This window comes from Novosphingobium chloroacetimidivorans (assembly GCF_014204535.1).
In the GTDB taxonomy this organism is placed as follows: domain Bacteria; phylum Pseudomonadota; class Alphaproteobacteria; order Sphingomonadales; family Sphingomonadaceae; genus Novosphingobium; species Novosphingobium chloroacetimidivorans.
In genome coordinates this window covers 402,882-428,974 of record NZ_JACHLR010000001.1, presented here as the reverse complement: position 1 = coordinate 428,974, position 26,093 = coordinate 402,882, and the positions used below count along the sequence as shown (strand labels likewise).

30 protein-coding genes are annotated in these 26,093 nt (G+C 65.3%); 17 read left to right on the top strand and 13 right to left on the bottom strand.

Going from position 1 to position 26,093, the window contains the following annotated elements; genetic code table 11:
• The first annotated feature begins 152 nt into the window (after positions 1-152).
• Positions 153-1,334, top strand: a complete 1,182-nt coding sequence (gene carA, locus HNO88_RS02165) for a glutamine-hydrolyzing carbamoyl-phosphate synthase small subunit (protein WP_184242272.1) — start codon at positions 153-155, stop codon at positions 1,332-1,334.
• Positions 1,331-1,714 carry a hypothetical protein gene (locus HNO88_RS02160; protein WP_184242270.1) on the top strand — a complete coding sequence of 128 codons (384 nt, stop codon included), beginning with the start codon at positions 1,331-1,333 and terminating at the stop codon, positions 1,712-1,714. The genes carA and HNO88_RS02160 overlap by 4 nt, the downstream gene beginning before the upstream one ends.
• 141 nt (positions 1,715-1,855) lie before the next feature.
• Here HNO88_RS02160 and HNO88_RS02155 read toward each other — a convergent pair whose 3' ends face one another.
• The gene (locus HNO88_RS02155; protein WP_246381098.1) at positions 1,856-2,203 is read right to left on the bottom strand and encodes an endonuclease domain-containing protein; all 348 of its coding nucleotides are present in this window, start codon (positions 2,201-2,203) and stop codon (positions 1,856-1,858) included.
• Between the two features lie 47 nt (positions 2,204-2,250).
• On the opposite strand from HNO88_RS02155, the gene carB reads away from it, so the two are divergent.
• Entirely contained in the window at positions 2,251-5,574 is a 3,324-nt protein-coding gene (gene carB / locus HNO88_RS02150) for a carbamoyl-phosphate synthase large subunit (RefSeq protein WP_184242268.1), read from the top strand.
• Between the two features lie 125 nt (positions 5,575-5,699).
• Positions 5,700-6,176, top strand: coding sequence for a transcription elongation factor GreA (greA, locus tag HNO88_RS02145; RefSeq protein WP_184242266.1), 477 nt, complete (start codon positions 5,700-5,702; stop codon positions 6,174-6,176).
• Between the two features lie 195 nt (positions 6,177-6,371).
• On the opposite strand, the gene HNO88_RS02140 is transcribed toward greA, so the two are convergent.
• The 7 genes from HNO88_RS02140 to HNO88_RS02110 all read right to left on the bottom strand — a co-directional run bounded on the left by HNO88_RS02140 (position 6,372) and on the right by HNO88_RS02110 (position 9,705).
• Positions 6,372-6,989 carry a hypothetical protein gene (locus HNO88_RS02140; protein WP_184242264.1) on the bottom strand — a complete coding sequence of 206 codons (618 nt, stop codon included), beginning with the start codon at positions 6,987-6,989 and terminating at the stop codon, positions 6,372-6,374.
• Between the two features lie 54 nt (positions 6,990-7,043).
• Entirely contained in the window at positions 7,044-7,532 is a 489-nt protein-coding gene (locus HNO88_RS02135; protein WP_184242262.1) for a GNAT family N-acetyltransferase, read from the bottom strand.
• Complete coding sequence (locus HNO88_RS02130; RefSeq protein WP_184242260.1) at positions 7,529-7,762, bottom strand: DUF4170 domain-containing protein; 234 nt, start codon at positions 7,760-7,762, stop codon at positions 7,529-7,531. The genes HNO88_RS02135 and HNO88_RS02130 overlap by 4 nt, the downstream gene beginning before the upstream one ends.
• A 68-nt stretch (positions 7,763-7,830) precedes the next feature.
• On the bottom strand, positions 7,831-8,463 hold the full coding sequence (locus tag HNO88_RS02125) for a hypothetical protein (RefSeq protein ID WP_184242258.1): 633 nt from the start codon (positions 8,461-8,463) through the stop codon (positions 7,831-7,833).
• Between the two features lie 16 nt (positions 8,464-8,479).
• Positions 8,480-8,773 (bottom strand): hypothetical protein, encoded by a 294-nt coding sequence (locus tag HNO88_RS02120; RefSeq protein WP_184242256.1) that lies wholly within the window; start codon positions 8,771-8,773, stop codon positions 8,480-8,482.
• A complete protein-coding gene (locus HNO88_RS02115; RefSeq protein WP_184242254.1) occupies positions 8,770-9,165 on the bottom strand; it encodes a phage holin family protein in 396 nt (131 codons plus the stop codon). The genes HNO88_RS02120 and HNO88_RS02115 overlap by 4 nt, the downstream gene beginning before the upstream one ends.
• Positions 9,166-9,192: 27 nt before the next feature.
• Positions 9,193-9,705: a hypothetical protein gene (locus HNO88_RS02110; RefSeq protein WP_184242252.1), complete on the bottom strand. Its 513-nt coding sequence runs from the start codon at positions 9,703-9,705 to the stop codon at positions 9,193-9,195.
• 173 nt (positions 9,706-9,878) lie between these two features.
• Here HNO88_RS02110 and eno point away from each other — a divergent pair, with 173 nt between their 5' ends.
• The gene (gene eno / locus HNO88_RS02105) at positions 9,879-11,165 is read left to right on the top strand and encodes a phosphopyruvate hydratase (RefSeq protein WP_184242250.1); all 1,287 of its coding nucleotides are present in this window, start codon (positions 9,879-9,881) and stop codon (positions 11,163-11,165) included.
• 66 nt (positions 11,166-11,231) lie between these two features.
• On the opposite strand, the gene HNO88_RS02100 is transcribed toward eno, so the two are convergent.
• Entirely contained in the window at positions 11,232-12,104 is an 873-nt protein-coding gene (locus HNO88_RS02100; RefSeq protein WP_184242248.1) for an HpcH/HpaI aldolase/citrate lyase family protein, read from the bottom strand.
• Between the two features lie 129 nt (positions 12,105-12,233).
• Entirely contained in the window at positions 12,234-13,103 is an 870-nt protein-coding gene (locus HNO88_RS02095) for an SDR family NAD(P)-dependent oxidoreductase (protein WP_184242246.1), read from the bottom strand.
• Between the two features lie 333 nt (positions 13,104-13,436).
• Here HNO88_RS02095 and HNO88_RS02090 point away from each other — a divergent pair, with 333 nt between their 5' ends.
• From HNO88_RS02090 to HNO88_RS02070, 5 genes are all read left to right on the top strand, one after another.
• Positions 13,437-13,667 (top strand): biotin/lipoyl-containing protein, encoded by a 231-nt coding sequence (locus HNO88_RS02090; protein WP_184242244.1) that lies wholly within the window; start codon positions 13,437-13,439, stop codon positions 13,665-13,667.
• A gap of 44 nt (positions 13,668-13,711) precedes the next feature.
• Entirely contained in the window at positions 13,712-14,254 is a 543-nt protein-coding gene (locus HNO88_RS02085) for a peroxiredoxin (protein WP_184242242.1), read from the top strand.
• Between the two features lie 206 nt (positions 14,255-14,460).
• Complete coding sequence (prfB, locus tag HNO88_RS02080; RefSeq protein ID WP_184242240.1) at positions 14,461-15,588, top strand: peptide chain release factor 2; 1,128 nt, start codon at positions 14,461-14,463, stop codon at positions 15,586-15,588.
• Positions 15,589-15,723: 135 nt separating this feature from the next.
• Positions 15,724-16,473 (top strand): class I SAM-dependent methyltransferase, encoded by a 750-nt coding sequence (locus HNO88_RS02075; RefSeq protein ID WP_184242238.1) that lies wholly within the window; start codon positions 15,724-15,726, stop codon positions 16,471-16,473.
• A 33-nt stretch (positions 16,474-16,506) separates the two neighbouring features.
• Positions 16,507-17,913: an NAD(P)H-dependent flavin oxidoreductase gene (locus HNO88_RS02070; RefSeq protein ID WP_184242236.1), complete on the top strand. Its 1,407-nt coding sequence runs from the start codon at positions 16,507-16,509 to the stop codon at positions 17,911-17,913.
• A 71-nt stretch (positions 17,914-17,984) separates the two neighbouring features.
• Here HNO88_RS02070 and HNO88_RS02065 read toward each other — a convergent pair whose 3' ends face one another.
• Both HNO88_RS02065 and HNO88_RS02060 read right to left on the bottom strand, forming a co-directional pair.
• Positions 17,985-19,286 (bottom strand): ammonium transporter, encoded by a 1,302-nt coding sequence (locus HNO88_RS02065; protein WP_246381097.1) that lies wholly within the window; start codon positions 19,284-19,286, stop codon positions 17,985-17,987.
• Positions 19,287-19,389: 103 nt separating this feature from the next.
• Positions 19,390-20,409 carry a 2-hydroxyacid dehydrogenase gene (locus HNO88_RS02060; RefSeq protein WP_184242234.1) on the bottom strand — a complete coding sequence of 340 codons (1,020 nt, stop codon included), beginning with the start codon at positions 20,407-20,409 and terminating at the stop codon, positions 19,390-19,392.
• A gap of 83 nt (positions 20,410-20,492) precedes the next feature.
• On the opposite strand from HNO88_RS02060, the gene HNO88_RS02055 reads away from it, so the two are divergent.
• The gene (locus HNO88_RS02055) at positions 20,493-20,966 is read left to right on the top strand and encodes an SH3 domain-containing protein (protein ID WP_184242232.1); all 474 of its coding nucleotides are present in this window, start codon (positions 20,493-20,495) and stop codon (positions 20,964-20,966) included.
• Positions 20,967-21,114: 148 nt separating this feature from the next.
• Here HNO88_RS02055 and HNO88_RS02050 read toward each other — a convergent pair whose 3' ends face one another.
• The gene (locus tag HNO88_RS02050) at positions 21,115-22,311 is read right to left on the bottom strand and encodes an acetyl-CoA C-acyltransferase (protein ID WP_184242230.1); all 1,197 of its coding nucleotides are present in this window, start codon (positions 22,309-22,311) and stop codon (positions 21,115-21,117) included.
• A gap of 264 nt (positions 22,312-22,575) precedes the next feature.
• On the opposite strand from HNO88_RS02050, the gene ndhC reads away from it, so the two are divergent.
• The 6 genes from ndhC to HNO88_RS02020 all read left to right on the top strand — a co-directional run bounded on the left by ndhC (position 22,576) and on the right by HNO88_RS02020 (position 26,075).
• The gene (gene ndhC, locus HNO88_RS02045) at positions 22,576-22,950 is read left to right on the top strand and encodes an NADH-quinone oxidoreductase subunit A (protein WP_159867464.1); all 375 of its coding nucleotides are present in this window, start codon (positions 22,576-22,578) and stop codon (positions 22,948-22,950) included.
• Entirely contained in the window at positions 22,947-23,507 is a 561-nt protein-coding gene (locus HNO88_RS02040) for a NuoB/complex I 20 kDa subunit family protein (protein ID WP_246381095.1), read from the top strand. The genes ndhC and HNO88_RS02040 overlap by 4 nt, the downstream gene beginning before the upstream one ends.
• 3 nt (positions 23,508-23,510) lie before the next feature.
• On the top strand, positions 23,511-24,410 hold the full coding sequence (locus tag HNO88_RS02035) for an NADH-quinone oxidoreductase subunit C (protein ID WP_184242228.1): 900 nt from the start codon (positions 23,511-23,513) through the stop codon (positions 24,408-24,410).
• An 11-nt stretch (positions 24,411-24,421) separates the two neighbouring features.
• The gene (locus tag HNO88_RS02030) at positions 24,422-25,627 is read left to right on the top strand and encodes an NADH-quinone oxidoreductase subunit D (RefSeq protein WP_184242421.1); all 1,206 of its coding nucleotides are present in this window, start codon (positions 24,422-24,424) and stop codon (positions 25,625-25,627) included.
• A 102-nt stretch (positions 25,628-25,729) separates the two neighbouring features.
• Positions 25,730-25,909 (top strand): hypothetical protein, encoded by a 180-nt coding sequence (locus HNO88_RS02025; protein ID WP_246381093.1) that lies wholly within the window; start codon positions 25,730-25,732, stop codon positions 25,907-25,909.
• On the top strand, positions 25,902-26,075 hold the full coding sequence (locus tag HNO88_RS02020; protein WP_184242224.1) for a hypothetical protein: 174 nt from the start codon (positions 25,902-25,904) through the stop codon (positions 26,073-26,075). Before HNO88_RS02025 ends, HNO88_RS02020 begins: the two co-directional genes overlap by 8 nt.
• Positions 26,076-26,093 lie beyond the last annotated feature (18 nt).

The following is a 26,093-nucleotide window of genomic DNA, read 5'->3' as shown; positions in this document are numbered from 1 at the left end:
GTGTCACTGCATTCCTGAATGTCGAAGGTGTGGGGGCCAGATAGAGCCAAGAGTGCGCAAAATCCATCGCCTGCCTTGACGTGGGCGCCAAGCGGGACTAGCCGCCGCCCCTTAGCACCCATTGTCAGAACCGCCTACCGGAGCGACCCTTCATGGCCGACGCCGCCCCTTCGCACGCGCCTCAACCTGACGGCGCCACCGGCGTTCTCGTGCTTGCCGATGGACACGTGGTCTGGGGCCGCGGTTTCGGTGCAAGCGGCGAGTCGGTCGGAGAGCTTTGCTTCAACACCTCGATGACCGGCTACCAGGAGGTGATGACCGATCCTTCCTATGCCGCGCAGATCGTCACCTTCACCTTTCCGCACATCGGCAACGTCGGCATCAACGACGAGGACCACGAGTCGAAGGTCGATGGCGCGGTCGGCATGGTCGTGCGCGAGGATGTGACGCAAGCGTCCAACTTCCGCTCGCGCGGCGAACTCGGCGAGTGGCTGAAGGCCAAGGGCAAGATCGGCCTCGCCGGTGTCGACACCCGCGCGCTGACCCGGCGCATCCGCCTCTCTGGCGCGCCCAATGCCGTGATCGCGCACCATCCCGATGGCCGTTTCGACATTGCCGCTCTCGTGGAGCGCGCGCGGGACTGGCCGGGCCTGGAGGGCATGGACCTCGCCAAGATCGTGAGCCGCGAGATCGAGGAGCAGTGGGAAGGTTCCACCTGGACGCTGGGCGCCGGTTACGGCCGCTCCCCCCGCGACGTGCGTCCGCATGCGGTGGCGATCGATTACGGTTCCAAGGACAACATCTTCCGCAACCTGGTGAAGGCCGGCGCGCGGGTGACGGTGGTTCCGGCCGAAGCTTCGCTCGAGACGATCCTTGCGCTGAAGCCGGACGGCGTGTTCCTCTCCAACGGTCCCGGCGACCCGGCCGCGACCGGCACCTACGCCGTGCCCGTCATTCGCGAGCTGCTGCGGCGCGACATCCCCGTGTTCGGCATTTGCCTGGGCCACCAGCTACTGGCACTGGCAGCGGGCGCGAAGACGCTCAAGATGTTCCAGGGCCATCGCGGCGCCAACCACCCGGTCAAGCGCCTGACCGACAGCGTGGTCGAGATCACCTCGATGAACCACGGCTTCGCGGTCGACAACGACAGCCTGCCCGAGGATGTGGTCGCGACGCATGTCTCGCTGTTCGACGGCTCGAATTGCGGCATTGCGCTGCGTGGCAAGCGCGCCTTCAGCGTGCAATACCACCCCGAGGCGAGCCCCGGGCCGCAGGACAGCTTCTACCTGTTCAAGAACTTCGTCGAGATGATGCAAGAGGGAGTGCCGGCATGAGCGAGTCCGACCTGGTCGACCACATGATCGCCTACTACGTCGCCGGCCCCGCAAACGACCTGAACATCGCCACGCGTTGGTACCCCTATGGCGAACTGGTGCTGATCATCGAGGACAAGTTCGCGGTCGCCGTGCGCAAGTTCGGCACCAAGGTGCGTGGCAAGTCGAAGCTGGCCGGCACCAAGTTCCTCGACGCCATGATTGCCAAGGGCGTCTGGGAAACGAAGCAGAACGACTTCGGCGGCTCCATGCACCAGTTCCAGACCGACAAGTTCCGTGCCGTGGTGGCGGACATGCAGGCGAACGATCCGATTGTCGGCAAGGCCAAGGCGGAAGGCCCGGAGTACTGGGACAAGGCCTTCGCCGAGCTGGTCGGCTGATTGATGGTTGCTGGCGTTAACTTTCTTCCCCCCTCCCCGGCGGGGAGGGGCCGGGGGTGTGGGAGCGATGCCGCTGGGCAGCGCGTCCACGCTAGCGTGGGTACACCCACCTCCCAACCTCCTCCCTTGAGGGAGGAGGAGCTAGACACGGTTTCTGCCGAGATCGAGTTCCTGCATCAGCACGGTCAGAACGCCATCGGTGTTCTGCAGCACTTCGTTGTTCCAGAAGCGAATGACGCGGTAGCCGTGCAATTCAATGATTTCGGTACGCAGATCGTCGGCCGGACTGTCCGCATGCTGTCCGCAGTCGAGTTCGACGGCCAGCTTCAAGGATCGGCACGCGAAATCCAACACATGCCGCTCAATCGCGAACTGACGCGTGAACTGAACGCCAAGCTGGCTTGCTCGCAACCGCGACCACAACCGCTTTTCCGCTTCCGTCGGCTCGCGCCTCAGCTTTTTCGCAACCGGCGTCATGCGCTTCTTCAACGTCCGGTAACCCCCACACCGACTCCTTTCACCAAGGTAGCAGCATAGTGCCCAAACGCACCGACATCTCGACCATCCTCGTCATCGGCGCCGGCCCGATCATCATCGGCCAGGCGTGCGAGTTCGACTATTCGGGCACGCAGGCGATCAAGGCGCTGCGCGAGGAGGGCTATCGCGTCGTCCTGGTGAACTCGAACCCGGCGACGATCATGACCGATCCGGACATGGCCGATGCGACGTATGTCGAGCCGATCACGCCCGAGATCGTCACCCGCATCATCGAAAAGGAGCGCCCCGACGCGCTGCTGCCGACGATGGGCGGGCAGACCGCGCTCAACTGCGCGCTGGCGCTGTTCAACGACGGCACGCTCGATCGCCTGGGCGTGCAGATGATCGGCGCCAATGCCGATGCGATCGACAAGGCCGAGGATCGCCAGCGCTTCCGCGAGGCGATGGACAAGATCGGCTTGGAAAGCGCCCGCTCGGTCGTCGCGCACACGCTGGAGGAGGCGATCGCCGGGTTGGAGACGACCGGCCTGCCGGCGATCATTCGCCCGAGCTTCACGCTGGGCGGCACGGGCGGCGGCATCGCCTACAACAAGGCCGAGTTCGAGGCGATCGTGAAGAGCGGCCTCGATGCCTCACCCACCACCGAGGTGCTGATCGAGGAATCGCTGCTCGGCTGGAAGGAGTACGAGATGGAAGTCGTGCGCGATCGGCACGACAACTGCATCATCATCTGCTCGATCGAGAACGTCGATCCGATGGGTGTCCACACGGGCGATTCCATCACTGTCGCGCCGGCGCTGACGCTGACCGACAAGGAATACCAGATCATGCGCAACGCCAGCATCGCGGTGCTGCGCGAAATCGGCGTGGAAACAGGTGGTTCGAACGTACAGTTCGCAGTCAATCCCAAAGACGGTCGCCTGATCGTCATCGAAATGAACCCGCGCGTCTCTCGGTCCTCGGCGCTGGCTTCCAAGGCGACCGGCTTCCCGATCGCGCGCGTCGCGGCCAAGCTGGCGGTCGGCTACACGCTCGACGAGATCATGAACGAGATCACCGGGGCGACCCCGGCGAGCTTCGAACCGACGATCGACTACGTCGTCACCAAGATCCCGCGCTTCGCTTTCGAAAAGTTCAAGGGCGCCGATCCGCTTCTCACAACGGCCATGAAGTCCGTCGGCGAAGTCATGGCAATCGGCCGTAACATCAAGGAATCGATGCAGAAGGCGCTGCGCGGTCTGGAAACCGGGTTGGACGGCTTCAACCGCGTGCCCGCGCTGGAGGGCGCCGGCAAGGACGTGATCACCGCCGCGCTCGCCAAGGCGACGCCGGATCGGTTGCTCGTGGCTGCACAGGCCTTTCGCGAAGGGCTCAGCCTCGAAGAGATCCACGCTATCACCCACTACGATCCGTGGTTCCTGCGCCACATTGAGGAGATCGTGGCCGAGGAAGCCAGGATCATGGCCGATGGCTTGCCGATTGACGCAGCGGGCCTGCGGCGGGTGAAAGCCATGGGCTTTTCCGACAAGCGTCTCGCGAACCTGGCCGTCCGGTCGGTCGGTGTCGCGGGCGGTCTGGCCGAGACCCAGGCGCGCCGCTCGGGCCTGCTGCACGACGCCTTGCGCGCCATGGCAGGCGCCACCAGCGAGGACGAAGTGCGCAAGCTGCGCCACAAGCTGGGCGTCCTGCCGGTGTTCAAGCGCATCGACAGCTGCGCGGCCGAGTTCGAGGCCATCACGCCCTACATGTACTCGACCTACGAGGCACCGTTCTTCGGTGAGCCGGAGGATGAGGCGATGCCGTCCGATCGGCGCAAGATCGTGATCCTGGGCGGCGGGCCGAACCGCATCGGCCAGGGCATCGAGTTCGACTACTGCTGCGTCCACGCCTGCTTCGCGTTGGCCGAGGCCGGGTTCGAGACCATCATGGTCAACTGCAACCCCGAAACCGTCTCAACCGACTATGACACCTCGGATCGACTCTACTTCGAGCCGCTGACCGCCGAGGACGTGCTGGAAATCCTCCGTGTGGAGCAGCAGTCGGGCGAGCTTGTCGGCGTGATCGTGCAGTTCGGTGGGCAGACCCCGCTGAAGCTCGCGCAGGCGCTGGAGGATGCCGGTATTCCGATCCTGGGCACTTCGCCAGACGCAATCGATCTGGCCGAAGACCGGGAGCGCTTCGCCGCCATGGTCAGCAAGCTTGGCCTCAAGCAGCCGGCCAACGGCATCGCCCGTAGCCGTGACGAAGCGGTCGCGGTGGCCAACCGCATCGGCTACCCGGTGCTTATGCGCCCCAGCTACGTGCTCGGCGGCCGCGCGATGGAGATCGTCGACAGCGAGCAGCAGCTCGACAACTACATCACCACCGCGGTCCAGGTTTCCGGCGACAGCCCGGTGCTGATCGACCAGTACCTGCGCGACGCGATCGAGTGCGATGTCGATGCGCTTTGCGACGGTGACGTGGTCGTCGTGGCGGGCGTGATGCAGCACATCGAGGAGGCCGGCATCCACTCGGGCGACAGCGCCTGCACCCTGCCGCCTTACAGCCTCTCACCCGAGATCGTCACGGAGATGGAGCGGCAGACCGAATTGCTCGCCATGCGGCTGGGCGTGCGCGGTCTGATGAACATCCAGTTCGCGGTGAAGGATGGCGAGGTCTACCTCATCGAGGTCAACCCGCGCGCCAGCCGCACCGTGCCGTTCGTCGCCAAGGCGATCGGCCAGCCGGTGGCCAAGATCGCGGCGCGCGTGATGGCGGGCGAGAAGCTCAGCACCTTCCCGCCGTTCAAGCGCGACCTGCCGTACATGGCGGTCAAGGAAGCGGTGTTTCCGTTCAACCGCTTCCCCGGTGTCGATCCGGTGCTCAGCCCCGAGATGAAGTCCACGGGCGAAGTGATGGGGATCGATGCCGATTTTGCCACCGCCTTCCTCAAGGCGCAGCTGGGCGCCGGCATGAAGCTGCCGGAGAGCGGGACGGTGTTCGTCTCGGTCAAGACCAGCGACAAGCCGGTGATCCTGCCTGCGGTGCAAGAGCTGGTGGCGATGGGCTTCCGGATCGTGGCGACCTCCGGCACCCAGCGCTATCTGGCCGATGCGGGCGTTCCGGTGGAGGCGATCAACAAGGTCGCGGAAGGGCGCCCGCATATCGTCGACAAGATCGTCGATGGCGAGATCGCACTGATCTTCAACACCACCGAAGGCTGGCAGAGCCTCCAGGACTCGCAGGAGATCCGAAAGTCGGCGCTCGTGGGCAAGGTGCCGTACTTCACGACGGCCGCGGCGAGCCGTGCTGCCGCGCAAGCGATTGCGGCCATGCGCGGCAGCCAGCTTGAAGTACGATCGCTACAAGATTATTATAGCTGAAACCAATCTCGCCTCCCCACATTATTAGCGATCAGCCTGCTCCTCATGCGAGCGGGGCAGGGGACTAGTCGCGGCGGGGGTGAAACGCCAACGCCGGCGGCAACGAAAAGGATGAAAGCGAAGCAATGGCCAGTGTCGAGAAGTTGCCGATGCTCGCGGAAGGCTACGAGAGGCTGACCGCCGATCTCAAGGCTCTGCGCGAGGAACGCCCGCGCATTGTCGATGCGATCGAAGAAGCACGCGCACATGGCGACTTGTCGGAGAACGCCGAGTACCACGCTGCGAAGGAGCGCCAGGGCCAGGTCGAAGCGACGATCGCCGACCTGGAGGACAAGATCAGCCGTGCGCAGATCATCGATCCGGCTTCGCTGTCAGGCGACAAGATCATCTTCGGCGCCACCGTCACGCTGCTCGACGATGATGACAAGCCGGTGAAGTACCAGATCGTCGGCCCGTATGAGGCCGATGCGAAGGTCGGGCGGATCAGCTACAACTCGCCGCTGGGCAAGGCGCTGATCGGCCGCAAGGTCGAGGAGGAAATTGAAGTGACTGTCCCCGCCGGCGACAAGTTCTTCGTGGTCGAGAAGATCGAATTCATCTGACGAGGTCGGCGTCGCAGCGGACGGCAATGGGTTGGCTGCGGCGAAGGTTCACGGACCGTCTCATCGTCATCGTGTATGGCAGAGCAATCCAGGGTAGCGTTCGCGCTCCTGGATTGTTGTTGCTTTGGTCGACCATGCACGCTGCAGCCGTCGGACGGATGTCGAGCTGACAAGGGCCTGCTCTCAGCGGCAGGTTCAGGCGCAACCCTCGACCAAGCCGAGTTCTGGCATGGTCCCCACGTGGATCAGCGCCACCTTGCCATCCTGGCCGATCTCGAACCGCAGAGCGGAGTCACTGCGCGCGGCATTTGGCGCGGTGAGGTACTTGGCAGGTGGTGCCTCGTACTTGTGCGGTTCCTCGCGAAAGCCCGCGAACCATTTGCGAACGTCTGTCTCACTCGCACCTACGCCGATGCCTTCCACCAGCTTGACGGTGGACCGCTTGCCGACCGTGATGCGCCGTACGATCCCGTTCGCCGTGATGGCGTAGACGCCAGGATGATCGGGTGAGCTCACCACGCGACAAGCGTCGCCAGTCTGCGCACCGCGTTCGGCCCATGTGCTCCCCTCGGGCACGGCCTTGCCGATCCGGAGATCGTCGAGGCCTTCAAGCCTCAAGACATCCGCGCTGTCGCGAGCTGGCCCCGGCGCTGCGCTTGCCTCGGGGACCGATGGCTCCGCTGCCGGGGCTGACGGGGACACCGCACTCTCCGTCGCCTCGGCAGCATCGGGCGGAGCGTCCTGAGAAGAACAGGCGGCAAGTGCCAACGCCAGCACGAGGCTGGTAGCTTCCAGGGAGCCAGGTTTGATCATGAGCAGTACAACGGTTCGAAGCGGCGAAGGCTCCGGATCCCTGTGCCGGACGGTTCAAGCGGCCAGTTCGGGCTCGGGCATCAGGTCCTTGCTCATGGCATAGTTATGGATCGGCACGCCATCGAGCAGGAAGTCCTGGCGCTCTTCGACGCGATAACCGGCGGCCAGGAACACCGGACGCGCGAGCTCGCTGGCATCCGTCGTGATCGTGGCCAATCCCTTGGCCCGCCCGAAGGCGCTCGCTTCCTCGACCAGACGCAAAGCATGTCCCTGGCGTACGTGATCGGGGTGGCAATAGAGCATATCCAGGTGTCCGTCAGCCTCGAGCAGAGTAAACGCCGCCGCTTCGCCCTCTTCGGTGAAGGCGATGGTAATGCGGTCACCGAAATCGTGCCACTCGAGCCACTCCTCGGCATCGCGCGTCTTGGAAGCCCAGGCTGCGATTTGTGCGGGGTTATACGCGAGCGGTCCCACCCTCGTGATCGAGGCGAGGTGGATGTCCCGGAGCGCATGTTCGTCGCCCGGCCGAAATGTCCTGATCACTTCGTGGTGGTGTCGGACGGAAGCTCGGGCTCAAGCAGGCGGTGCAGATGCACGATCACGTACTTCATCTCGGCATCGTCTACCGTGCGCTGTGCACTGGCGCGCCACGCGTCTTCGGCGGAATCGTAGTCGGGGAACACGCCGACGATATCGAGCGACTTGAGGTCCGTGTACTCAAGTCCACGGGGGTCCTTGACGCGACCGCCCATCACGAGGTGGAGTTTCTGCATGGAAGGAGCCGAAATCCTTTAGAGTTGAAGTTCGACCCCTACCCGCTCGCCATGGTGCGGCGCAACCCTCAGCCGCGCAAGCGTGCCCGGACACCGTGCGCCTTGTCGAGGATACGATCAGCGAGGCTGGAGGATCGCTTCGGCACGCCGAACAGCTTGCTCGATTGTACCAGCGCCTTGTCGCCAAGCTGGCTGAGGCGGTCCGATCCGCGGCCACCCAGATCCTCGGCTCGTACCGCCGCCAGGTGGCCAAGGCGTTCGGCACGCTCGGCCGCGGCGTGACCCAAGCTCGTCGCGGTACCAAGCGCGGCGACACCGAGCTTTTCGGCGCGCGCAACGGCATGCTCGCCCAGCTTTTCGGCGCGCGAGGCGAGCAGGGCCGCCTTCTTGCGCGCTACCACGCCACCGTCCTCGGCCTTGTCGACCGCATCCTGCCCGAACGAAAGCGCCGCGGCGGCGCCAGCTTCGGCGTAGCGGTACGCGCGCTTGGCGAAGCGGCGACTGAAGCTACGCGGGATGAGCGCGCTGATCGCAAGTCCTACGGCAACACCCCCGACCACGGTCAGCACCGGATGCTCCTTCACGAAGCCGATCGCCTTCTCGGATGCGGTGGTCGCTTCCAGGCGCGTGGGCAGCGCAACTACGTTGGTGCTGATGGTCTCGGTGTTGGTGGCAGGCACGGATTTGTTCTCGGACGCCATGGAGAGACCTCGTGTGTTAACGGCGTGGCCCGAGCAGGGCGTCGAGCCAGGCGATGATGGGATTTCGCAGGATCCAAAGCATGAGCGCGGCGATGGTTCCGCCAATGATGCCAGGGTGCTCCTGCGCCACGGCGGCACCTTCGTCGTAGACCATCTTGGCATGCTCTACGAACTCGTCGGCCACTCGACCGGCAACGCCCCGCGCCTCGAGATCGAGCTTCACTTGCGCCAGGCGCTTATCGAGAGTCAGCTTGGTCGTGTCACGCAGCGCCTTGTCGGCGAGAACTTTGGCTTCGAGCCCTGCGGTCATGACGATCTCTCCCCACCCCAGACGGTCGTCAGCAGGCTTACCTGCCGCTTGGCGCGCATCAGGAGGAAGATCGCCAGTCCCAGGAGCACGAGAGTGACCAGTGCAGTCGAACCCCAGGGCGTAATCCAGGGTGCGAGCGCGATGACAAGCCCAACGACGAGCGCCATCACGGCAAAGAACACCAGCACCAGCGCAGCCACGGCGTAGACGGCGATGTTCTTGCTGGCGCTCGCCGCAAAAGCCGCACGCGATTTCTGAAATTGCAGCTCGGCTTCGGCATAGGCGCGGGCGTCCTGCGCCAACTGGTGGAGGTCCTCGTTGAGCGAGCGCTCACGCGCTTCGCTCAACAAAGGGTCGATGGCCGTTTCAGGCGCCTGCGTGGTGTCCAGCATGTGCGGTCCGGTACGTCAGACCGTGCCTTACTTAAACGCGCGACCGATAAGGTAACCGGCGGCGGCGGCGATGCCGAGCGCGAGCGCTGGGCTCTGGCGTACGAACTCGACCGCATCCTCGCCGAGTTCGTCGAGCGACTTCTCGTCCAGGCGGGTGGCGACGTCCTGTACCGACCGGGCGGCACCGCGAGCATAGTCGCCGTACTTGGCGCCGACCTTCTCATCGAGCACGCCCGCGTTGTCGGTGATCAGCTGGCTGAGGCTGGCGAGCGCGCCGCTGGCCTGGGCCTTGCCCTGGTCGGCAAAGCTGAATGCCTTCTCCTTGTACTCGTCAGTGCGCACCTTGGCGTCGCCGGCGAGATCGTCCTTCTTCTCGTAAAGCTTCTCGCGATACTCGCCGGCACGGTTCTGGGCTTCGGTGCCCAGGGCCTTGGCGCCGGCCAGTGCCTCTTCCACGGCCTTGGAAAAGTGGTTCTTCGCAGCTTCGGTGCCGTTGCCGCCCGCGGCGCCCGAACCGGGGATCGTTGTAGTCTCGACCATGGTGTGTCCTCCTGAGATTCGGTCCCGCACGTAGGTAGTGCCGCATGTTCTTACGTGCATTGCGTAACACAACGAACGGTTGATTGCTGCAACGCAACTTGTCAGCGAAAGTTCCCCTGCTAAGGACGCCGCATTCCCGCGCAAATCCGCGCCAGCGAAGGAGTGTGAGCCCCATGACCGCCATCATCGACATCCATGGCCGTGAGATCCTCGACAGCCGCGGGAACCCCACCGTCGAAGTCGACGTGCTGCTGGAAGATGGCAGCTTCGGTCGGGCGGCGGTGCCTTCCGGTGCTTCGACCGGCGCGCACGAAGCGGTGGAACTGCGCGATGGCGACAAGGGGCGTTATCTCGGCAAGGGCGTGCTCAAGGCCGTGGATGCCGTGAACAACGAGATCGGCGAGGCGCTCGTGGGCATGGACGCCGAGGACCAGCGCGACCTAGACCTCGCCATGATCGAACTCGATGGCACCGAGAACAAGGGCCGCCTGGGCGCCAATGCGATCCTGGGCACCTCGCTGGCGGTCGCCAAGGCTGCCGCGAATGCGCGCGGCCTGCCGCTCTATGCCTATGTCGGCGGCGTCTCGGCGCATGTGCTGCCGGTGCCGATGATGAACATCATCAATGGCGGCGAGCATGCCGACAACCCGATCGATTTCCAGGAATTCATGATCATGCCGGTCGGTGCGGACTCGATCGCCGAGGCCGTGCGCTGGGGTGCCGAGATCTTCCACACCCTGAAGAAGGGCCTGCACGAGAAGGGCCTCGCCACGGCCGTGGGCGACGAGGGCGGTTTCGCGCCCAACATCGCCTCGACCCGAGCCGCGCTCGATTTCGTCAGCCAGTCGATCGAGAAGGCCGGCTTCAAGCTGGGCAGCGAGATCCAGTTGGCGCTGGACTGCGCGTCGACCGAGTTCTTCAAGAACGGCAAGTACGAGATCAGCGGCGAGGGCCTGTCGCTTTCCCCGGTCGAGTTCGCCGACTACCTGGCCGACCTGACCGCCGCATACCCGATCATCTCGATCGAGGACGGCATGAGCGAGGACGACTTCGAGGGTTGGAAGGCGCTGACCGACAAGATCGGCCACAAGGTCCAACTGGTTGGCGACGACCTGTTCGTCACCAATCCCAAGCGGCTGACCATGGGTATCGAGCAGGGCCTGGCCAACTCGCTGCTGGTGAAGGTCAATCAGATCGGCTCGCTGACCGAGACGCTGGAGGCGGTTTCGATCGCGCAGCGCGCCGGCTATACCGCGGTCATGTCGCACCGCTCGGGCGAAACCGAAGACGCGACCATCGCCGATCTGGCAGTCGCGACCAACTGCGGCCAGATCAAGACCGGCTCGCTCGCGCGCTCGGACCGGTTGGCCAAGTACAACCAGCTGATCCGCATCGAGGAAGAGCTCGGCAAGGCGGCGCACTACGCCGGTGCAAAGGCGTTCGGGAAGCTGAGCGTTTAAGCCAGACGTCTAAGTCATACGTCGTCCCGGGCTTGAGCCGGGACGACGATGGCCGGCTGGGCGTTTCTACCCTGTCGCGCCGATGCCCGCCGCCACCGCCACCAGTCGTTGCGCTTGCTCCAGATGCAGCAGCTCCGTCATCTTGCCCTCGACCTTGATCACACCCTTGCCGGCGTTCTCCGGCAGCTCAAAAGCCGCGATCACCGCGTGAGCCCAGGCCAGCTCCGCCTCGCTGGGCGAGAACACCGTGTTGCACGGCTCGATCTGCGCGGGGTGGATCAGGGTCTTGCCTTCGAACCCGAACATCAAGCCCTGGCGGGCCTCGGCCTCGAACACGTCGAGGTCGCGGAACTCGTTGCATACCCCGTCGAGGATGGCGATGCCCTGGCTGCGCGCCGCGGCGACGGCCATCGACAGGAAGGGCAGGAAGGGCGTGCGGCACGGTGTCAGCTGAGCGCGCATCTCCTTGGCGAGATCGTTGGTGCCCATGATCCACAGCGAGAGCCGCGTGGAGCCGGCCATCGCGGCGATCGCGGGCAGGTTGGCGACCGACGCGCACGTCTCGATCATCGCCCAAAGCTGCATCGCCGGCGGCGCGCTGCCGAGCGCGTCCTGGTAGGCGACGATGTCGTCCGGGCCGTCGACCTTGGGCACCAGCACGGCGTCGGCATGCGACCCGGCGATGGCGGCAAGGTCGGCGGCACCCCAAGGCGTATCCAAGCCATTGGCGCGGATGGCGACCTCGCGATCGCCGAAGCCGCCTTCGTGGACTGCGGCTATCGCGGCATCGCGCGCCTCGTCCTTCATGTCGGGCGCGACGGCGTCCTCAAGGTCGAGGATCACCATGTCGCACGGAAGGGTCCGTGCCTTGGCGATGGCCTTGGCGTTGGATGCAGGCAAATAGAGGGCGGAGCGGCGTGGGCGCAGGTTCTTGTCCATGGCTCGTGTGCTAGCCGCTTCTGCCGCTGACTCAAGAGTTGAGGATGCCTGTCACCGCGCCTGCAGCCCTATACAACCCGGCCGACCGAACAAGGGCGGACTGGTCAGGACCTGCAAGCCAGGATCTGGCTAATACCCCAAGCCGGTGAGCAGCGCCTCGCTTTCCTGCCACAGCCGCGCCGCCGCCGCGTCGTCGCTTGCTTGCGGCGCGACCGGCGCCTCGGCTTGGTTGTGGAAGTAGCGCCCGCCATCGCGACCGCCCTCCTGCGATGTTGCAAGCCAGAAGATCGTGCGGGCGGCGGCTTCCGGACCTTCAGCGTCGTGGGTGGCGAAGTGGTCCTGCATGGCCTTGCCGCCGTGGCTGGCGAAATTGGTGTCGACCATCCCGGGATGCATGGACTGCGCGATGATGCCCTTGTCGGCCGCCCGTCGATTCAGTTCGCGCGTATAGAGGATGTTGGCGAGCTTGGCCTGGCAGTATGCGGCGCCGGCGGAGCCGTCGCGGAACTGGAGGTCGTCCCAGTTCATGGCGGGCGTGTGCTGGTGGGCGCTGGACGCCACCGCGATGATCCGCACGGCGCCGGCCTCTCGGTCTGCCGCCGCGCGTTCCAGGAGCGGCAGCAGTTCGCGGGTCAGCAGAAACGGCGCGAGGTGGTTGGCGGCGAATGTCGCCTCCAGCCCGTCGTTGGTGATGTAGATCGCATCGCGGGTGCCGCCGGCATTGTTGACGAGCACGTCGATCCGGTCGGTAAGGCCGGCGATCTCGCCGGCGATGCGCTTCACGTCCGCCATGTCGCAGAAGTCGCCACGCAGAAAGTCGACCCTGCCGTCCGGACCGGCCGCTTCGCGGATCGCCGCCTCGCCTTGTGCGCTGTGGGCGGGGTCGCGGCCAGTGCCGATGACGTGCCAGCCGGCACGGGCGAACTCGAGCGCGCTGGCAAGGCCGATCCCCGAGCTGGCCCCGGTGATGACGACGGTACGCTTCGCGGGCTGGTTCATGCTATTCTCTCCCATGTTCTGGATGCCTGGCTTTCGATCCGATTCGACGGGGCTCGGCCTCGGCCTACGTCACCCTCGCCACAAGTGATCGAAGGCGTGCGCGGCAACGGCGCAGTAGGTCGTGGATCTTCACAGCCATGTAGCCACCCAAGCCGATGCCGCTCGCGCCGCCAACCCATTCTTGAGCACAGAAGTGCATCATGGCGATATGACCTGCCATTTCATCGCCCAGCCGTATTCTGCAGATGCGCTGGGTCCCGCACTCAATCGGACACTTGCCAGCATCGCGCCATGCGTTAGTCAGCGCACAAACCGCATAGAGGATCGTACACCATGGCCGTAGAAATCCTGCTCCCCAAGATTGGCTTCTCGATGCAGGAGGGCCAGATTGCCGAGTGGCTCGCCAAGGACGGCGACCAGGTGACCGAGGGACAGCCGCTGTTCTCGCTTGAGGCTGACAAGTCGACCAACGAAGTCGAGGCGCCCGCCACCGGCACGCTGAAGATCACGGCATCTACCGGTGAGACTTACGAAGTCGGCACGGTCCTGGGTTACATCGAGTAAGCGAACGACTGGACTTGGCTTCCTGCCGGGTCCAGACTGCCACCATGTACAAACCGCTCTTCGCACTCGCCACCTTGGCCGCAATCGCCATGCCGGGCGCCGCCATCGCCACTCTGCCCGTGGGCGCCGCCGCTCCCGCGTTCAGCACGCAGGGTGCGCTGGGCGGCAAGGACGTGCCGCTCGACTTGCGAAGGGCGCTGCGCAAGGGCGCGGTGGTGCTCTACTTCTATCCCAAGGCGTTCACGCAAGGGTGTACGTTGGAGGCGCACGCCTTTGCCGAGGCCACGCCAGAGTTCGCGAAGTACGGCGCCACGGTGATCGGCCTTTCGGCGGACGACCTGCCGACCTTGCGAAAGTTTTCGACCGAGGCCTGCCGTGACAAGTTCACCGTCGGTGTCGCCAGCCCGGCGATCATCAAGTCCTACGATGTCGCGCTCAAGCGGGCTGGTGTCTCGGCGACCATGACGGACCGCACCAGCTACGTCATCGCGCCGAGCGGCAAGATCGTCTTCGTGCACTCCGACATGAACTACCGCGATCACGTGGCGCAGACCCTGGCTGCGGTGAAGGCACTGAAGAAGCGCTGAGAGATCACGTCGTCCCTGGCTTCACCCGGGACCGGTTTCGCCAGTGACGAACCTCGCGTCGAAGCACCCCGACGAGAGCAGAGGCTGTGGCGGAACAGGTCGCGGGTCGAGCTCGCGACGACGCCTGCCGTCACCCCCGCACACTTTACAATCGCGTCCGCTTCGCTAAGCGGGGCGACCCCTGTTCGTTCCGGAGTTTTGTCATCATGCGTGCCGAAGGGCAGGCCCACATCGAGCGCATCCAGAAGGCTATGGCGCTCGTCCGCAAGTTCCTCGATTGGGATCGCGCGACGCGTCGCCTGGACGAGTTGAACGCGCGCGTCGAGGATCCGACGCTGTGGGACAAGCCCAAGGAAGCCGAAGCGGTGATGAAGGAGCGTCGCCGGCTCGAAGCCTCGATCGGCGCCGTCAGTCAGATCGAAAGCGAGATGAACGACGCGATCGAGTTCATCGAACTGGGCGAGATGGAGGACGACCAGGCCACCGTCGACGAGGGCCATGCAACGTTGAAGGCGCTTGCCGAGCGCGCCGACCGCGACAAGGTCCAGGCACTGCTCGCGGGCGAGGCGGACGCCAACGACACCTACCTCGAAGTCCACGCCGGCGCCGGCGGGACCGAGAGCCAGGACTGGGCCGAGATGCTCCAGCGCATGTACACCCGCTGGGCGGAGCGCCACGGCTACAAGGTCGAGCTGGTCGACTACCACGCTGGCGAGGCGGCGGGCATCAAGAGCGCCACCCTGCTGATCAAGGGCGAGAACGCCTATGGCTATGCCAAGACCGAGAGCGGCGTGCACCGCCTGGTCCGTATCAGCCCCTATGACAGCTCGGCGCGGCGCCACACCAGCTTTTCCAGCGTCTGGGTCTACCCGGTGATCGACGACACCTTCGAGATCGACATCAACCCGTCCGACCTGAAGATCGACACGTACCGCGCATCCGGCGCCGGCGGCCAGCACGTTAACACGACCGACTCGGCGGTGCGCATCACGCACCAGCCCTCGGGCATTGTCGTTGCCAGCCAGATCGACCGGTCGCAGCACAAGAACCGCGAGATCGCCATGGGCATGCTCAAGGCGCGCATGTTCGAGGCCGAGATGCAGAAGCGCGAGGAAGCCGCGAGCGCCGAGCACGCGAGCAAGAGCGATATCGGCTGGGGACATCAGATCCGTTCCTACGTGTTGCAACCCTACCAGCAGGTCAAGGATCTGCGCACCGGCCTGGTCTCCACCGCGCCCGGTGACGTGCTCGATGGCGAGTTGGACGCCTTCATGGCCGCTGCGCTGTCGCAGCGGGTCACGGGCGAGAAGGTCGAAGTCGAAGACGTGGACTAAGGGCGCAAGCCAAACCGCTGGTGGCTGGCCTTTTCCCTGGCCCGACATCCGCGAACCCAGCGGAGGCTCAAGCGGTGTACGACGTTGTCAATGCACCTTTTGCCAAGCCGCAGGCGAGCCGCTAAAGGGCGGCCCATGGTCGCCGGTTTCCGCTTCATATCTTGTGCCGTCCTGGCACTCGCCGCACTGACTTCGGGTTGCGAGAACAAGGTCGAGGATGGGCGCGCCGCCAGCTCGCGCGCATTCCCGCGCGCCGATCGACCGGTGTCGAACCTGGGCGCGAACGGATTCTCCTCGGAAACGGAACGCGACAGCGTCAACGAAGCCCGTACCGTGATGGACCTGGCGGGGATCGCCAAGGGCATGTCGGTGGCCGATCTGGGAGCGGGTGAGGGGTACTACACGGTGCGCCTTGCCCAGCGTGTCGGGTCCGAGGGCCGGGTGCTCGCGCAGGATATCGACAGCGAGGCGCTGCGGAACCTGGGCTTGCGGATCGAGCGCGAGCGGCTGGACAATGTCTCGATCAAGCAGGGCGCCGAGGACGATCCCCGGCTGCCGGCGAACAGCTTCGATCGCGTCATGCTGGTCCACATGTACCATGAAGTGGGCGAGCCATATGCGTTCCTGTGGCACCTGCGCCCGGCGCTCCGTCCGGGCGGAAGTGTCGTGGTGGTCGACGTCGATCGTCCGACCGAAAGCCACGGTATCCCGCCTGCCTTGCTTTTCTGCGAATTCGAAGCAGTGGGCTTTCGCTTGGCGGAATTTGTGCGTAAGCCCAAAATGCAAGGTTATTACGCGCGCTTCGAGGCAAAGGGCGCAGCGCCCGCGCCCGAGGCGATACGACCGTGCCGTTTGGCTGGCAGCGCTCCGGCCGCTGCCCGTTGAGCAGGTGCGCTCCAGAAGGAAGACGATAGAGTCATGGGTTTCAAGGGTCTAAAGCCGATCATGTACGGCGGCCGCGAAGTCTGGCCGCTGGTCGAAGGCGGCAAGGGCGTATCGGCGACCAACCACCTGAGCTCGGGGGCCTGGGCCGCCGCAGGCGGGATCGGCACGGTCAGCGCGGTCAATGCCGACAGCTATGATGCGGAGGGCAAGATCGTCCCTCAGATCTATGATGCGCTGACCCGCAAGGAGCGGCACGAGCAGCTGATCCGCTATGCCATCGACGGCGCGGTGGAGCAGGTGCGTCGCGCCTACGACATCGCCGGTGGCAAGGGCGCGATCAACATCAACGTGTTGTGGGAAATGGGTGGCGCCCAACAAGTGCTCGAAGGCGTGCTGGAGAAGACGCGCGGCATGGTGGCCGGCGTGACCTGCGGCGCTGGCATGCCCTACAAGCTGTCCGAGATCGCCCAGCGCTTCAACGTCAACTACCTGCCGATCGTCAGCTCTGCGCGCGCCTTTCGCGCGCTGTGGAAGCGGGCTTACTCCAAGGTGTCGGACCTGATGGCCGCGGTGGTCTACGAGGACCCGTGGCTCGCCGGCGGCCACAACGGCCTGTCCAATGCGGAGGATCCGACCAAGCCTGAGGATCCGTACCCCCGCGTCAAGGCGCTGCGCGACACGATGCGTGGCGAAGGCATCTCGGACGACGTACCCATCATCATGGCCGGCGGCGTCTGGTACTTGCGCGACTGGGAGAACTGGATCGACAACCCCGAGCTGGGCTCGATCGCGTTCCAGTACGGCACCCGCCCGCTGCTGACGCACGAAAGCCCGATCCCGCAGCAGTGGAAGGACGCCCTGCGCGAGCTCGAGCCGGGCGATGTGCTGTTGCACCGCTTTTCGCCGACGGGCTTCTACTCCTCGGCCGTCCGCAACCCGTTCCTGCGCAACCTGGAGGCGCGGTCGGAGCGGCAGATCCCTTATTCGAAGGTGGAGGCGGGCGAGCACACCGTGCGGCTCGACGTGGGTGTCAAGGGCAAGAACTTCTGGGTTGCGCCCAAGGACCTGGAGCGCGCGCGCGCCTGGGTGCTGGAAGGCTACACCGATGGCCTGCGCACGCCGGACGACACCATCGTCTTTGTCGATCCGATCGAGCGCGACGTGATCCGCAAGGACCAGGCCGACTGCATGGGCTGTCTGTCGCATTGCGGATTCTCTTCGTGGAAGGACCACGACGACTACACCACCGGTCGACTCGCCGATCCGCGCAGCTTCTGCATCCAGAAGACTCTGCAGGACATCGCCCATGATGGTCCGATCGACGAGAACCTGATGTTCGCCGGACACGCGGCCTACAAGTTCAAGCAGGATCCGTTCTACTCCAACGGCTTCACGCCCACGGTGAAGGAACTGGTCGATCGCATCCTGACCGGCGACTGAGCCTCAGGCGGCATTGCATCCCCCCGTTCGTGTCTCGCCTGTGCTAGACGCGAACGGGAAGCCGGATAAGCTCAACGCTCGCCGTGCATCGCCGTGTCCAGCCCGGCCTCCTCGGACGCCTCGCTGACGCGCATGGGAAAGGCGAGCGAGGCCATCAAGGCGATGACGGTGCTGCCGATCGCCGACCATGCGGCTACCACGACCACTCCGATCGTCTGCCCCGCGATCTGGGCGATCGGGTTCATCGTGTCATCGTACCCAGTGCCTCCCAGTGCCGGTGCCATGAAGACGCCCACGAGCAGCGAGCCCGCAGCGCCTGGGACGGCGAACAAAGCGAAGACATCGAGCCGGTCGTCGATCCTCAGGCGTCGGACCAGCCAGGCAGCGCCGGCCGACAGCGCCGACCCGGCGGCGCCTATCAGGGCGGCAGCTGCGGGCGAAACATAGAGAGCGGCCGAGGCGATCGCCGCCAAGCCCGAGACGAGGCCGAGCGCAAACGATTCTGCCCGCGGTGGTTCTCCCCGCAAGCGATCGATCAACAGCCGGGCCAGGCCTCCCGCGCAAGCCGCAGCATGCGCGGAGATCAGCGCCGATGCAGCATCGTCGTTGGCCGCAAAGGCCGACCCGCCGCACAGGCCGAACCAGCCGATCCATAGTAAGAGGGCGCCTGCCAGGGTGATCGGCGACAGGCCTATCGGCCGCTCGCCGTCGAAGTCGCTTCCCCGTCCCATCAGCACGGCAGTCACCAGCGCGCTGGTTCCGGCCGAAACCTCCAGCGCGGTGCCGCCTGCGAAATCGATGGTGCCGCTCGCCGAAGCCAGCCAGCCGCCGCCCCAAAGCCAGTGCATCACCGGCGCCAGCACCACGACGCTCCAGATCGTGACGAACAGGACGACCCACCCGAACCGGGCACGACCGGACCAGGCGCCGATCATGATCACGGCAGCGAGCATCGCACAGCCGATCTGGAACAGCGCAAAGGCGCTCTCGGGCACCGACAAACCATCGCGTACGTTGCCGAGCTCCATCAGCGCCAAGGCATTGCCGCCGCCGAGCCATCCGGATGCCACTCCGCCGAACGCGAGAGTGTAGCCCACCAGGATCCACGCCAGCGACACTGCGGCCGCGACGGCCGCGGGTTGCACCAGCGTCGCGACGAATGCGTTCGTGCGCGTTCGTCCGGCCTGGAACAGCGCCATGCCCGGAAGCGCAGCAATGAGGAGCAGAGCCGTCGCGGCGAGCAGCCAGGCGGTGTCGCCGCTATCGCTCGCCTCGACCGACCCATCCTGCGCAACCGCAATCGCGGGCAGGGTGGCTGCGGCGAGAGCGGCGACGAACAGCGCCCCATGCATCGAAGCGCGGCGAAACGGCATGGTTCGGCAATCCCCCGTACGAGGCCCGTGATCGGCATCGTTACCGCGGGGTAGCGCAGTTAGGTCGAGATTCGGTTACCGCACAAGGCTCTGGCGAAGAGACTTACGTCGGCGGGAGCACGCGGTCCGGCAGCCGATGCCCGTCGGCCCACGAGCGGATGTTGGCGATGACGCGCTCGCCGGCCGCCTCGCGTCCCTCTCTGGTCGCACTGCCCAGGTGCGGCAACACCAGCACGTTGGGAAATGCCAGCAGTCGCGGATCGAGGTGCGGCTCGCCAGCGAAGACGTCGAGGCCGGCCCCGCCGAGGCGACCTCCACGCAAGCTTTCGATCAGCGCTTCCTCGTCGACCAGCTGGCCGCGCGCGGTGTTGATCAGCAGTGCCCCGTCCTTCATCAGCGCCAGCCGGCGATGATCGAGCAGCGCCTCACCGCCGGGCAGGGCAGGGCAGTGCAGCGTGAGGATGTCGGATTGTGCCACCAGCGCGTCGAGCTCGGGCTGATAGTGGGCGGCAAGCTCGGCTTCCAGCTCCACTGGGAGGCGATTGCGATTGTGGTACGCGATCTCGAGCCCGAACGCCCGTGCCCGTCTGGCGACGCCTTGGCCGATCCGACCCATGCCGACGATCCCCAGCCGCTTGCCGACCAGATTGTGGCCCAGCAGGCTGGTCGGGCTCCAACCCTCCCAGCCGCCTTCGCCCAGCACGCGCGCGCTTTCGGCAAAGCCGCGCGCGACGAAGATGATCAGCGCCAGAGTCAGGTCGGCCGTATCGTCGGTGAAGACGCCGGGCGTGTTGCTGACGAGAATCCTGCGTGCGTGCGCGGCGGCGACATCGATGTTGTCGGTTCCGGCACCGAACTGCGCGATCAGCTTCAGGCGCTCGCCCGCGCTGGCGATCAAGGCGGCATCGAGCCTGTCGGTGACCGTGGGCACCAGCACGTCGCAGGCGTCCATCGCTGCTGCCAACTCTTCGCGGGAGAGCGGCTTGTCGTCGGGATTGAACTGGACGTCGAACAAGTCCTGCATCCGCGCTTCGATAGCGGGTAGCAGGCGGCGCGTGACGATCACCCGCGGCTTGCGGGCGACAGGGGGCGGCGTGTTCGGCTGGGTGGTGTCGGCGTTCATCTCGGCGCCAGCGGGTGGACGAGGGCCGTCCGACGGTCAAGAAGCCTTGAAGCGATGTTCACGAGAGGGCTATGCAGCGGCCCATGACTGCGCTGCGTTCCCGGCTCGCCCTTGCTCTTGCCCTTTGTATGGCGGCCATGCCCGCACATGCCGAGGACGAGGGCGTACCCTATTGGGCCTCGATCGATGCCGATGTCGCTAACATGCGAGTGGGTCCGGGAGACAGTTACCGGATATCGTGGGTCTACCGGCGACCGCACCTTCCGGTGAAGGTGCTCCGACGCGAGGGGGCGTGGCGGCTCATCGAGGATCCTGCCGGCGACAAGGGATGGATGCGCGACCTGCTGCTGTCGCGCCAGCGCGCGGCCATCGTGGTCGGCAAGGGGGCTGCCGAGATGCGGGCCGAGCCCAAGAGCGGGTCGCACCTGCAATGGCGAGTCGAACCGGGCGTGGTGGGCCTGCTGGGCGAGTGCGAGGCGGGCTGGTGTCAGTTCGACGCCGACGGGCACAAGGCGTTTGCCCCCGCCGAGCGGCTGTGGGGTACGGGCGAGCCGTAGGGCGGCATGCTTCTTGCCGGGCTTGCCCGGAGCCGGTCGCCGCATGTCGCGACCGCTTTGAGGCGCCTAATAGCTAGTGGGTGAGATGGCGAACACGGTCCCGGGGTAAGCCCGGGACGATGCTGTCTTCAAACCATCTTTTCCGTCTTCAAGCGAGCTCGACGGCCACGGCCGTGGCCTCGCCGCCGCCGATGCACAGGCAGGCGATGCCGCGCTTCAGGCCTTTTTCCTTCAGCGCGCCGAGCAGAGTCACGATGATGCGGGTGCCCGAGGCACCGATCGGATGACCCAGTGCGGTCGCGCCGCCATGCACGTTGATCTTGTCGTGCGGGATGCCGAGGTCATGCATCGCGAACATGGCGACGCATGCAAAGGCCTCGTTGATCTCGAACAGGTCGACGTCCTCGATGTTCCAGTCGACCTTCTTGAGCAGCTTGGTGATCGCACCGGCGGGCGCGGTGGTGAACTTGGCGGGCTCTTGCGCATGGGCGGCGACGCCGACCACGGTTGCGATCGGGCTCAGGCCCTTTTCCTGCGCCTGGCTCGCGCGGGTCAGCACCACAGCGGCGGCGCCGTCCGAGATCGAGCTGGAGCTGGCGGCGGTGATGGTGCCTTCCTTGGCGAAGGCCGCCTTGAGCTGCGGGATCTTGTCGGGCTGGCCCTTGCCCGGCGCCTCGTCGGTGTCGACGATCACTTCGCCCTTGCGGGTCTTGACCGTGACGGGGACCACTTCGCCCGCGAAGGCGCCGCTGGAGATCGCGGCCTGGGCGCGGCGCAGCGACTCGATGGCGTAGGCGTCCTGGTCCTGGCGGGTCAGCTGGTACTCGTCGGCGGTGCACTGGGCGAAGCTGCCCATCGATCGGCCTTCCTCGTAGGCGTCTTCCAGGCCGTCGAGGAACATGTGGTCGTACATGGTGTCGTGGCCCGCACGGGCGCCCCCGCGGTGCTTCTTGGACAAGTACGGCGCGTTGGTCATGCTCTCCATGCCCCCGGCGATGACCATGTCGATCGAGCCCGACGCCAGGGCCTCGGCGCCCATGATGACCGTCTGCATGCCCGAGCCGCAGACCTTGTTGACCGTGGTGGCCTGCACCGACTTGGGCAGGCCCGCCTTGATCGCAGCCTGACGGGCAGGAGCCTGGCCCAGACCGGCGGGCAGCACGCAGCCCATGTAGATGCGCTCGATGTCGTCGCCCGAGACGCCCGCGCGCTCAACCGCCGCCTTAACTGCGGTAGCGCCCAGGTCGGTCGCGCTCACGTCGGCGAGGGCACCCTGTAGCCCGCCCATCGGCGTGCGTGCGTAGGACAGGATGACGATGGGATCGGCGGCGGAAATCTGTGCCATGGTTGTAGCCCTCTCGGTAATTGCGTTGGACAGCGCTTGGGATCGCGCATAATGCTGCAATGCGGCATTGGCAATGCGCCGATACCGTCGGTATGGATGCGCGCAACGTCATTCATGTAAGCCTTCGCCGGCCTGGATAGACATAGATTGGTTTCGACCGCCCGCGGCCGTCATTATGATGGCCAGGGGGGGCGCCCGGGGTTGCACCGCGCACCGGGCGGGACTAGGGCGCGGTGCAACCGGTTATCGCAACGAGTCAGAGCTTTGGTCGACCTCTCGCAATACCTGCCGATCCTGATTTTCCTGGTGATCGCGCTGGCGCTCTCCACGGCATTCGTGTTCCTGCCCATGGGCGTGGCGCGGCTGACGGGAACGCACAATCCGAACGCTGACAAGCTCAGCGAATACGAATGCGGCTTCCCCGCGTTCGAGGACCCGCGCAGCCAGTTCGACGTGCGCTTCTACCTGATCGCGATCCTGTTCATCGTGTTCGACCTGGAAGCCGCGTTCCTGTTCCCATGGGCGGTTTCGCTCGACGTGACAGGGTGGCCCGGCTGGATCACCATGATGGTGTTCCTGGGTGAACTGGCGATCGGCCTCGCCTACGCGTGGAAGAAGGGAGCTCTGGACTGGGAATGACCGATCTCGTCACCCAATTTCGCAAGGACGGTCACGTTCCCGAGAGCGCGGCTACGCTGCCCGATCAGTCGTTCTTCGACGGGCTGAACCAAGAAGTGTCCGACAAGGGTTTCCTGGTGACCAGCACCGAGGAGCTGTTCCAGTGGGCGCGCACCGGCTCGCTGTGGTGGATGACCTTCGGCCTCGCCTGCTGTGCGGTCGAGATGATCCACGTCAACATGCCGCGCTACGACATGGAGCGCTTCGGCGTTGCCCCGCGCGCCTCCCCGCGCCAGTCGGACGTGATGATCGTGGCCGGCACGCTGTGCAACAAGATGGCTCCGGCGCTGCGCCGCGTGTACGACCAGATGTCGGATCCCAAGTACGTGATCTCGATGGGATCGTGCGCCAACGGCGGCGGTTACTATCATTATAGCTACAGCGTCGTGCGCGGTTGCGATCGCATCGTGCCGGTCGATATCTACGTGCCGGGTTGCCCGCCGACTGCCGAAGCGCTGCTCTATGGCGTGATGCAGTTGCAGCGCAAGATCCGCCGCGTCGGCACTCTGGAGCGCTGAGCCATGGCGACCGTTCTGCACTCCGCCCCCAGGATCGCGTCCAGCGAGGGTGTGCTCGACACACTCTCGGCCGCGCTCGGCTCCATGCTGGTCGATGCGAAGGAAGAGTTCGAGGAACTCGTGCTTACTGTCCGGCGCGACAGTATCGAGGATGCGCTGCGCCTGCTGCGCGACGAGCACCAGTACCAGCAGCTGATGGAGATCGCTGGCGCCGACTATCCGTCGCGTGTCGAGCGGTTCGAAGTCGTTTACATGCTGCTGTCGCTGACGAAGAACCATCGCGTGATGGTGAAGGTGACGGCAGCCGAGAACACGCCTGTGCCCACCGTCACCACGCTGTGGCCGGTCGCCGGTTGGCTCGAGCGCGAGGTGTTCGACATGTACGGCGTCGTCTTCGCCGGCAACCAGGACCTTCGCCGCATCCTGACGGACTACGGTTTCGAAGGGCATCCGTTCCGCAAGGACTTTCCGCTCACCGGCTACCACGAACTGCGCTATTCCGAGGAGGACAAGCGCGTCGTCTACGAGCCGGTCAAGCTGGCGCAGGACTTGCGCTCGTTCGACTTCCTGAGCCCGTGGGAAGGCGCGGACTACGTGCTTCCTGGTGACGAGAAGGCCTCCGCCAAACCGGCGGCGCCCTCCGTCGCAGAGCCCAAGACCACCGAGAAGCCCGGGCAGAGCGGGGCCGCCGAACCGAGCGACAGCAAGGCCGAACAGAAGGTCGCGCCGAGCGCCACCACGTCCGGCACGATTGCCGGCCAGGGTCAGAGCGTGCCGACGGTGAAGACCAGCGGCACGCCCGAGCCGGGTGCTCCCGAGCCGACCGCTTCCAAGCCCGACCGCCCGGCCGAGGGCCCTGCGTCGGACAAGCAGGGCGGCGGTCCCGCTCCCGAAGGTAGCTGATCATGAGCGGAATGACTCTGGAACGCTCGCCCACCAACACGGGCGAGTCGGTCGACAACTACACCATCAACTTCGGGCCACAGCACCCCGCGGCGCATGGCGTGCTGCGCATGGTTATGGAACTGGACGGCGAGGTGATCGAGCGGGTCGATCCGCACGTCGGCCTGCTTCATCGCGGCACCGAGAAGCTGATCGAGCACAAGACCTACCTCCAGGCGCTGCCCTACTTCGATCGCCTGGATTACTGCTCGCCGCTGTGCATGGAGCACAGCTACGTGCTCGCGATCGAGAAGCTGTTGAATCTCGAAGTGCCGCTGCGTGCGCAGTACCTGCGCGTGCTGTTCGCCGAGCTGACGCGCATCTGCAACCATATGCTCAACCTCGGGTCGCACGTCATGGACGTGGGCGCGATGACGCCGAACCTGTGGCTTTTCGAAATCCGTGAGGACTGCCTCAACTTCTTCGAGCGGGCATCGGGCGCGCGCATGCACGCGGCCTGGTTCCGCCCCGGTGGCGTCCACCAGGACGTTCCGCTCAAGCTGCTGACCGACATCGGCGACTGGCTCGACTCGCGCCTGCCGACACTCTTCGAAGACGCGATGAGCCTGGTGGTCGACAACCGCATCTTCAAGCAGCGCAACGTCGATATCGCCAAGGTCAGCCGTGACGATTCGATCGCCTGGGGCTTCTCAGGCCCGATGATCCGCGGTGCGGGCATTCCGTGGGACTTGCGCAAGAGCCAGCCCTACGACGTCTACGACCGCATGGACTTCGACATTCCGGTGGGCACGAATTCGGACTGCTACGACCGCTTCATGGTCCGGGTCGAGGAAGTGCGCCAGTCCGCTCGCATCATGAAGCAGTGCCTGCGCGAGATGCCGGAAGGTCCGATCGCTTCGACCGATCGCAAGATCGTGCCGCCCAAGCGCGCCGAGATGAAGAGCTCGATGGAATCGCTGATCCATCACTTCAAGCTCTACACCGAGGGCTTCCACGTGCCGGCGGGCGAAGTCTACGTCGCGACGGAAAGCCCCAAGGGCGAGTTCGGCGTCTACCTGGTCTCGGACGGCTCGAACAAGCCGTACCGCTGCAAGATCCGGCCGACGGCGTTCTCGCACCTCCAGGCGATGGACATGATGTGCAAGGGGCACATGCTGCCCGATGCCACGGCCATTCTGGGCGCGATCGATGTCGTTTTCGGGGAATGCGACCGATAGGATTTTGAATGCCGGTGCAAGTGGGGTGGGACCCCTTGCCTCGGGTGTGTGCGTAGCGGGGAATCGCGGGAGTACGTGAAGATGAAGGCAGAGATGTTTGGCATGACGCGGGTTTGGGGCATGGTTACCGGGCTGGTTCTGGCGATCGCCTATTTCGCGGCGTTGTACTTCGGTTTCAGGGCATCGGAGATGCTGCCGATGCTGGTGACGGCGATCGGCGGGTTCGAGATGTTCCTGTTCAGCCAGGATGTCTGGCTCAAGCGGAAGCGCAATCATGGCTGAGCGTCCGGCGCCCTGGGTCTTCCTTGCGGTCGCTCTTGCGATCGCGCTTGTCGCCTTTGCGATCGGCCAGGCGGTTCCGGGCGCAGGCATGGTATTCGTAATCGCGGCGACGACCGGTTGGGTGGTCGCCGCGCAAAGGCTGTGGAGTAAGAACGCGCGTGGCTGACCGTCTTGCGATCGCCCA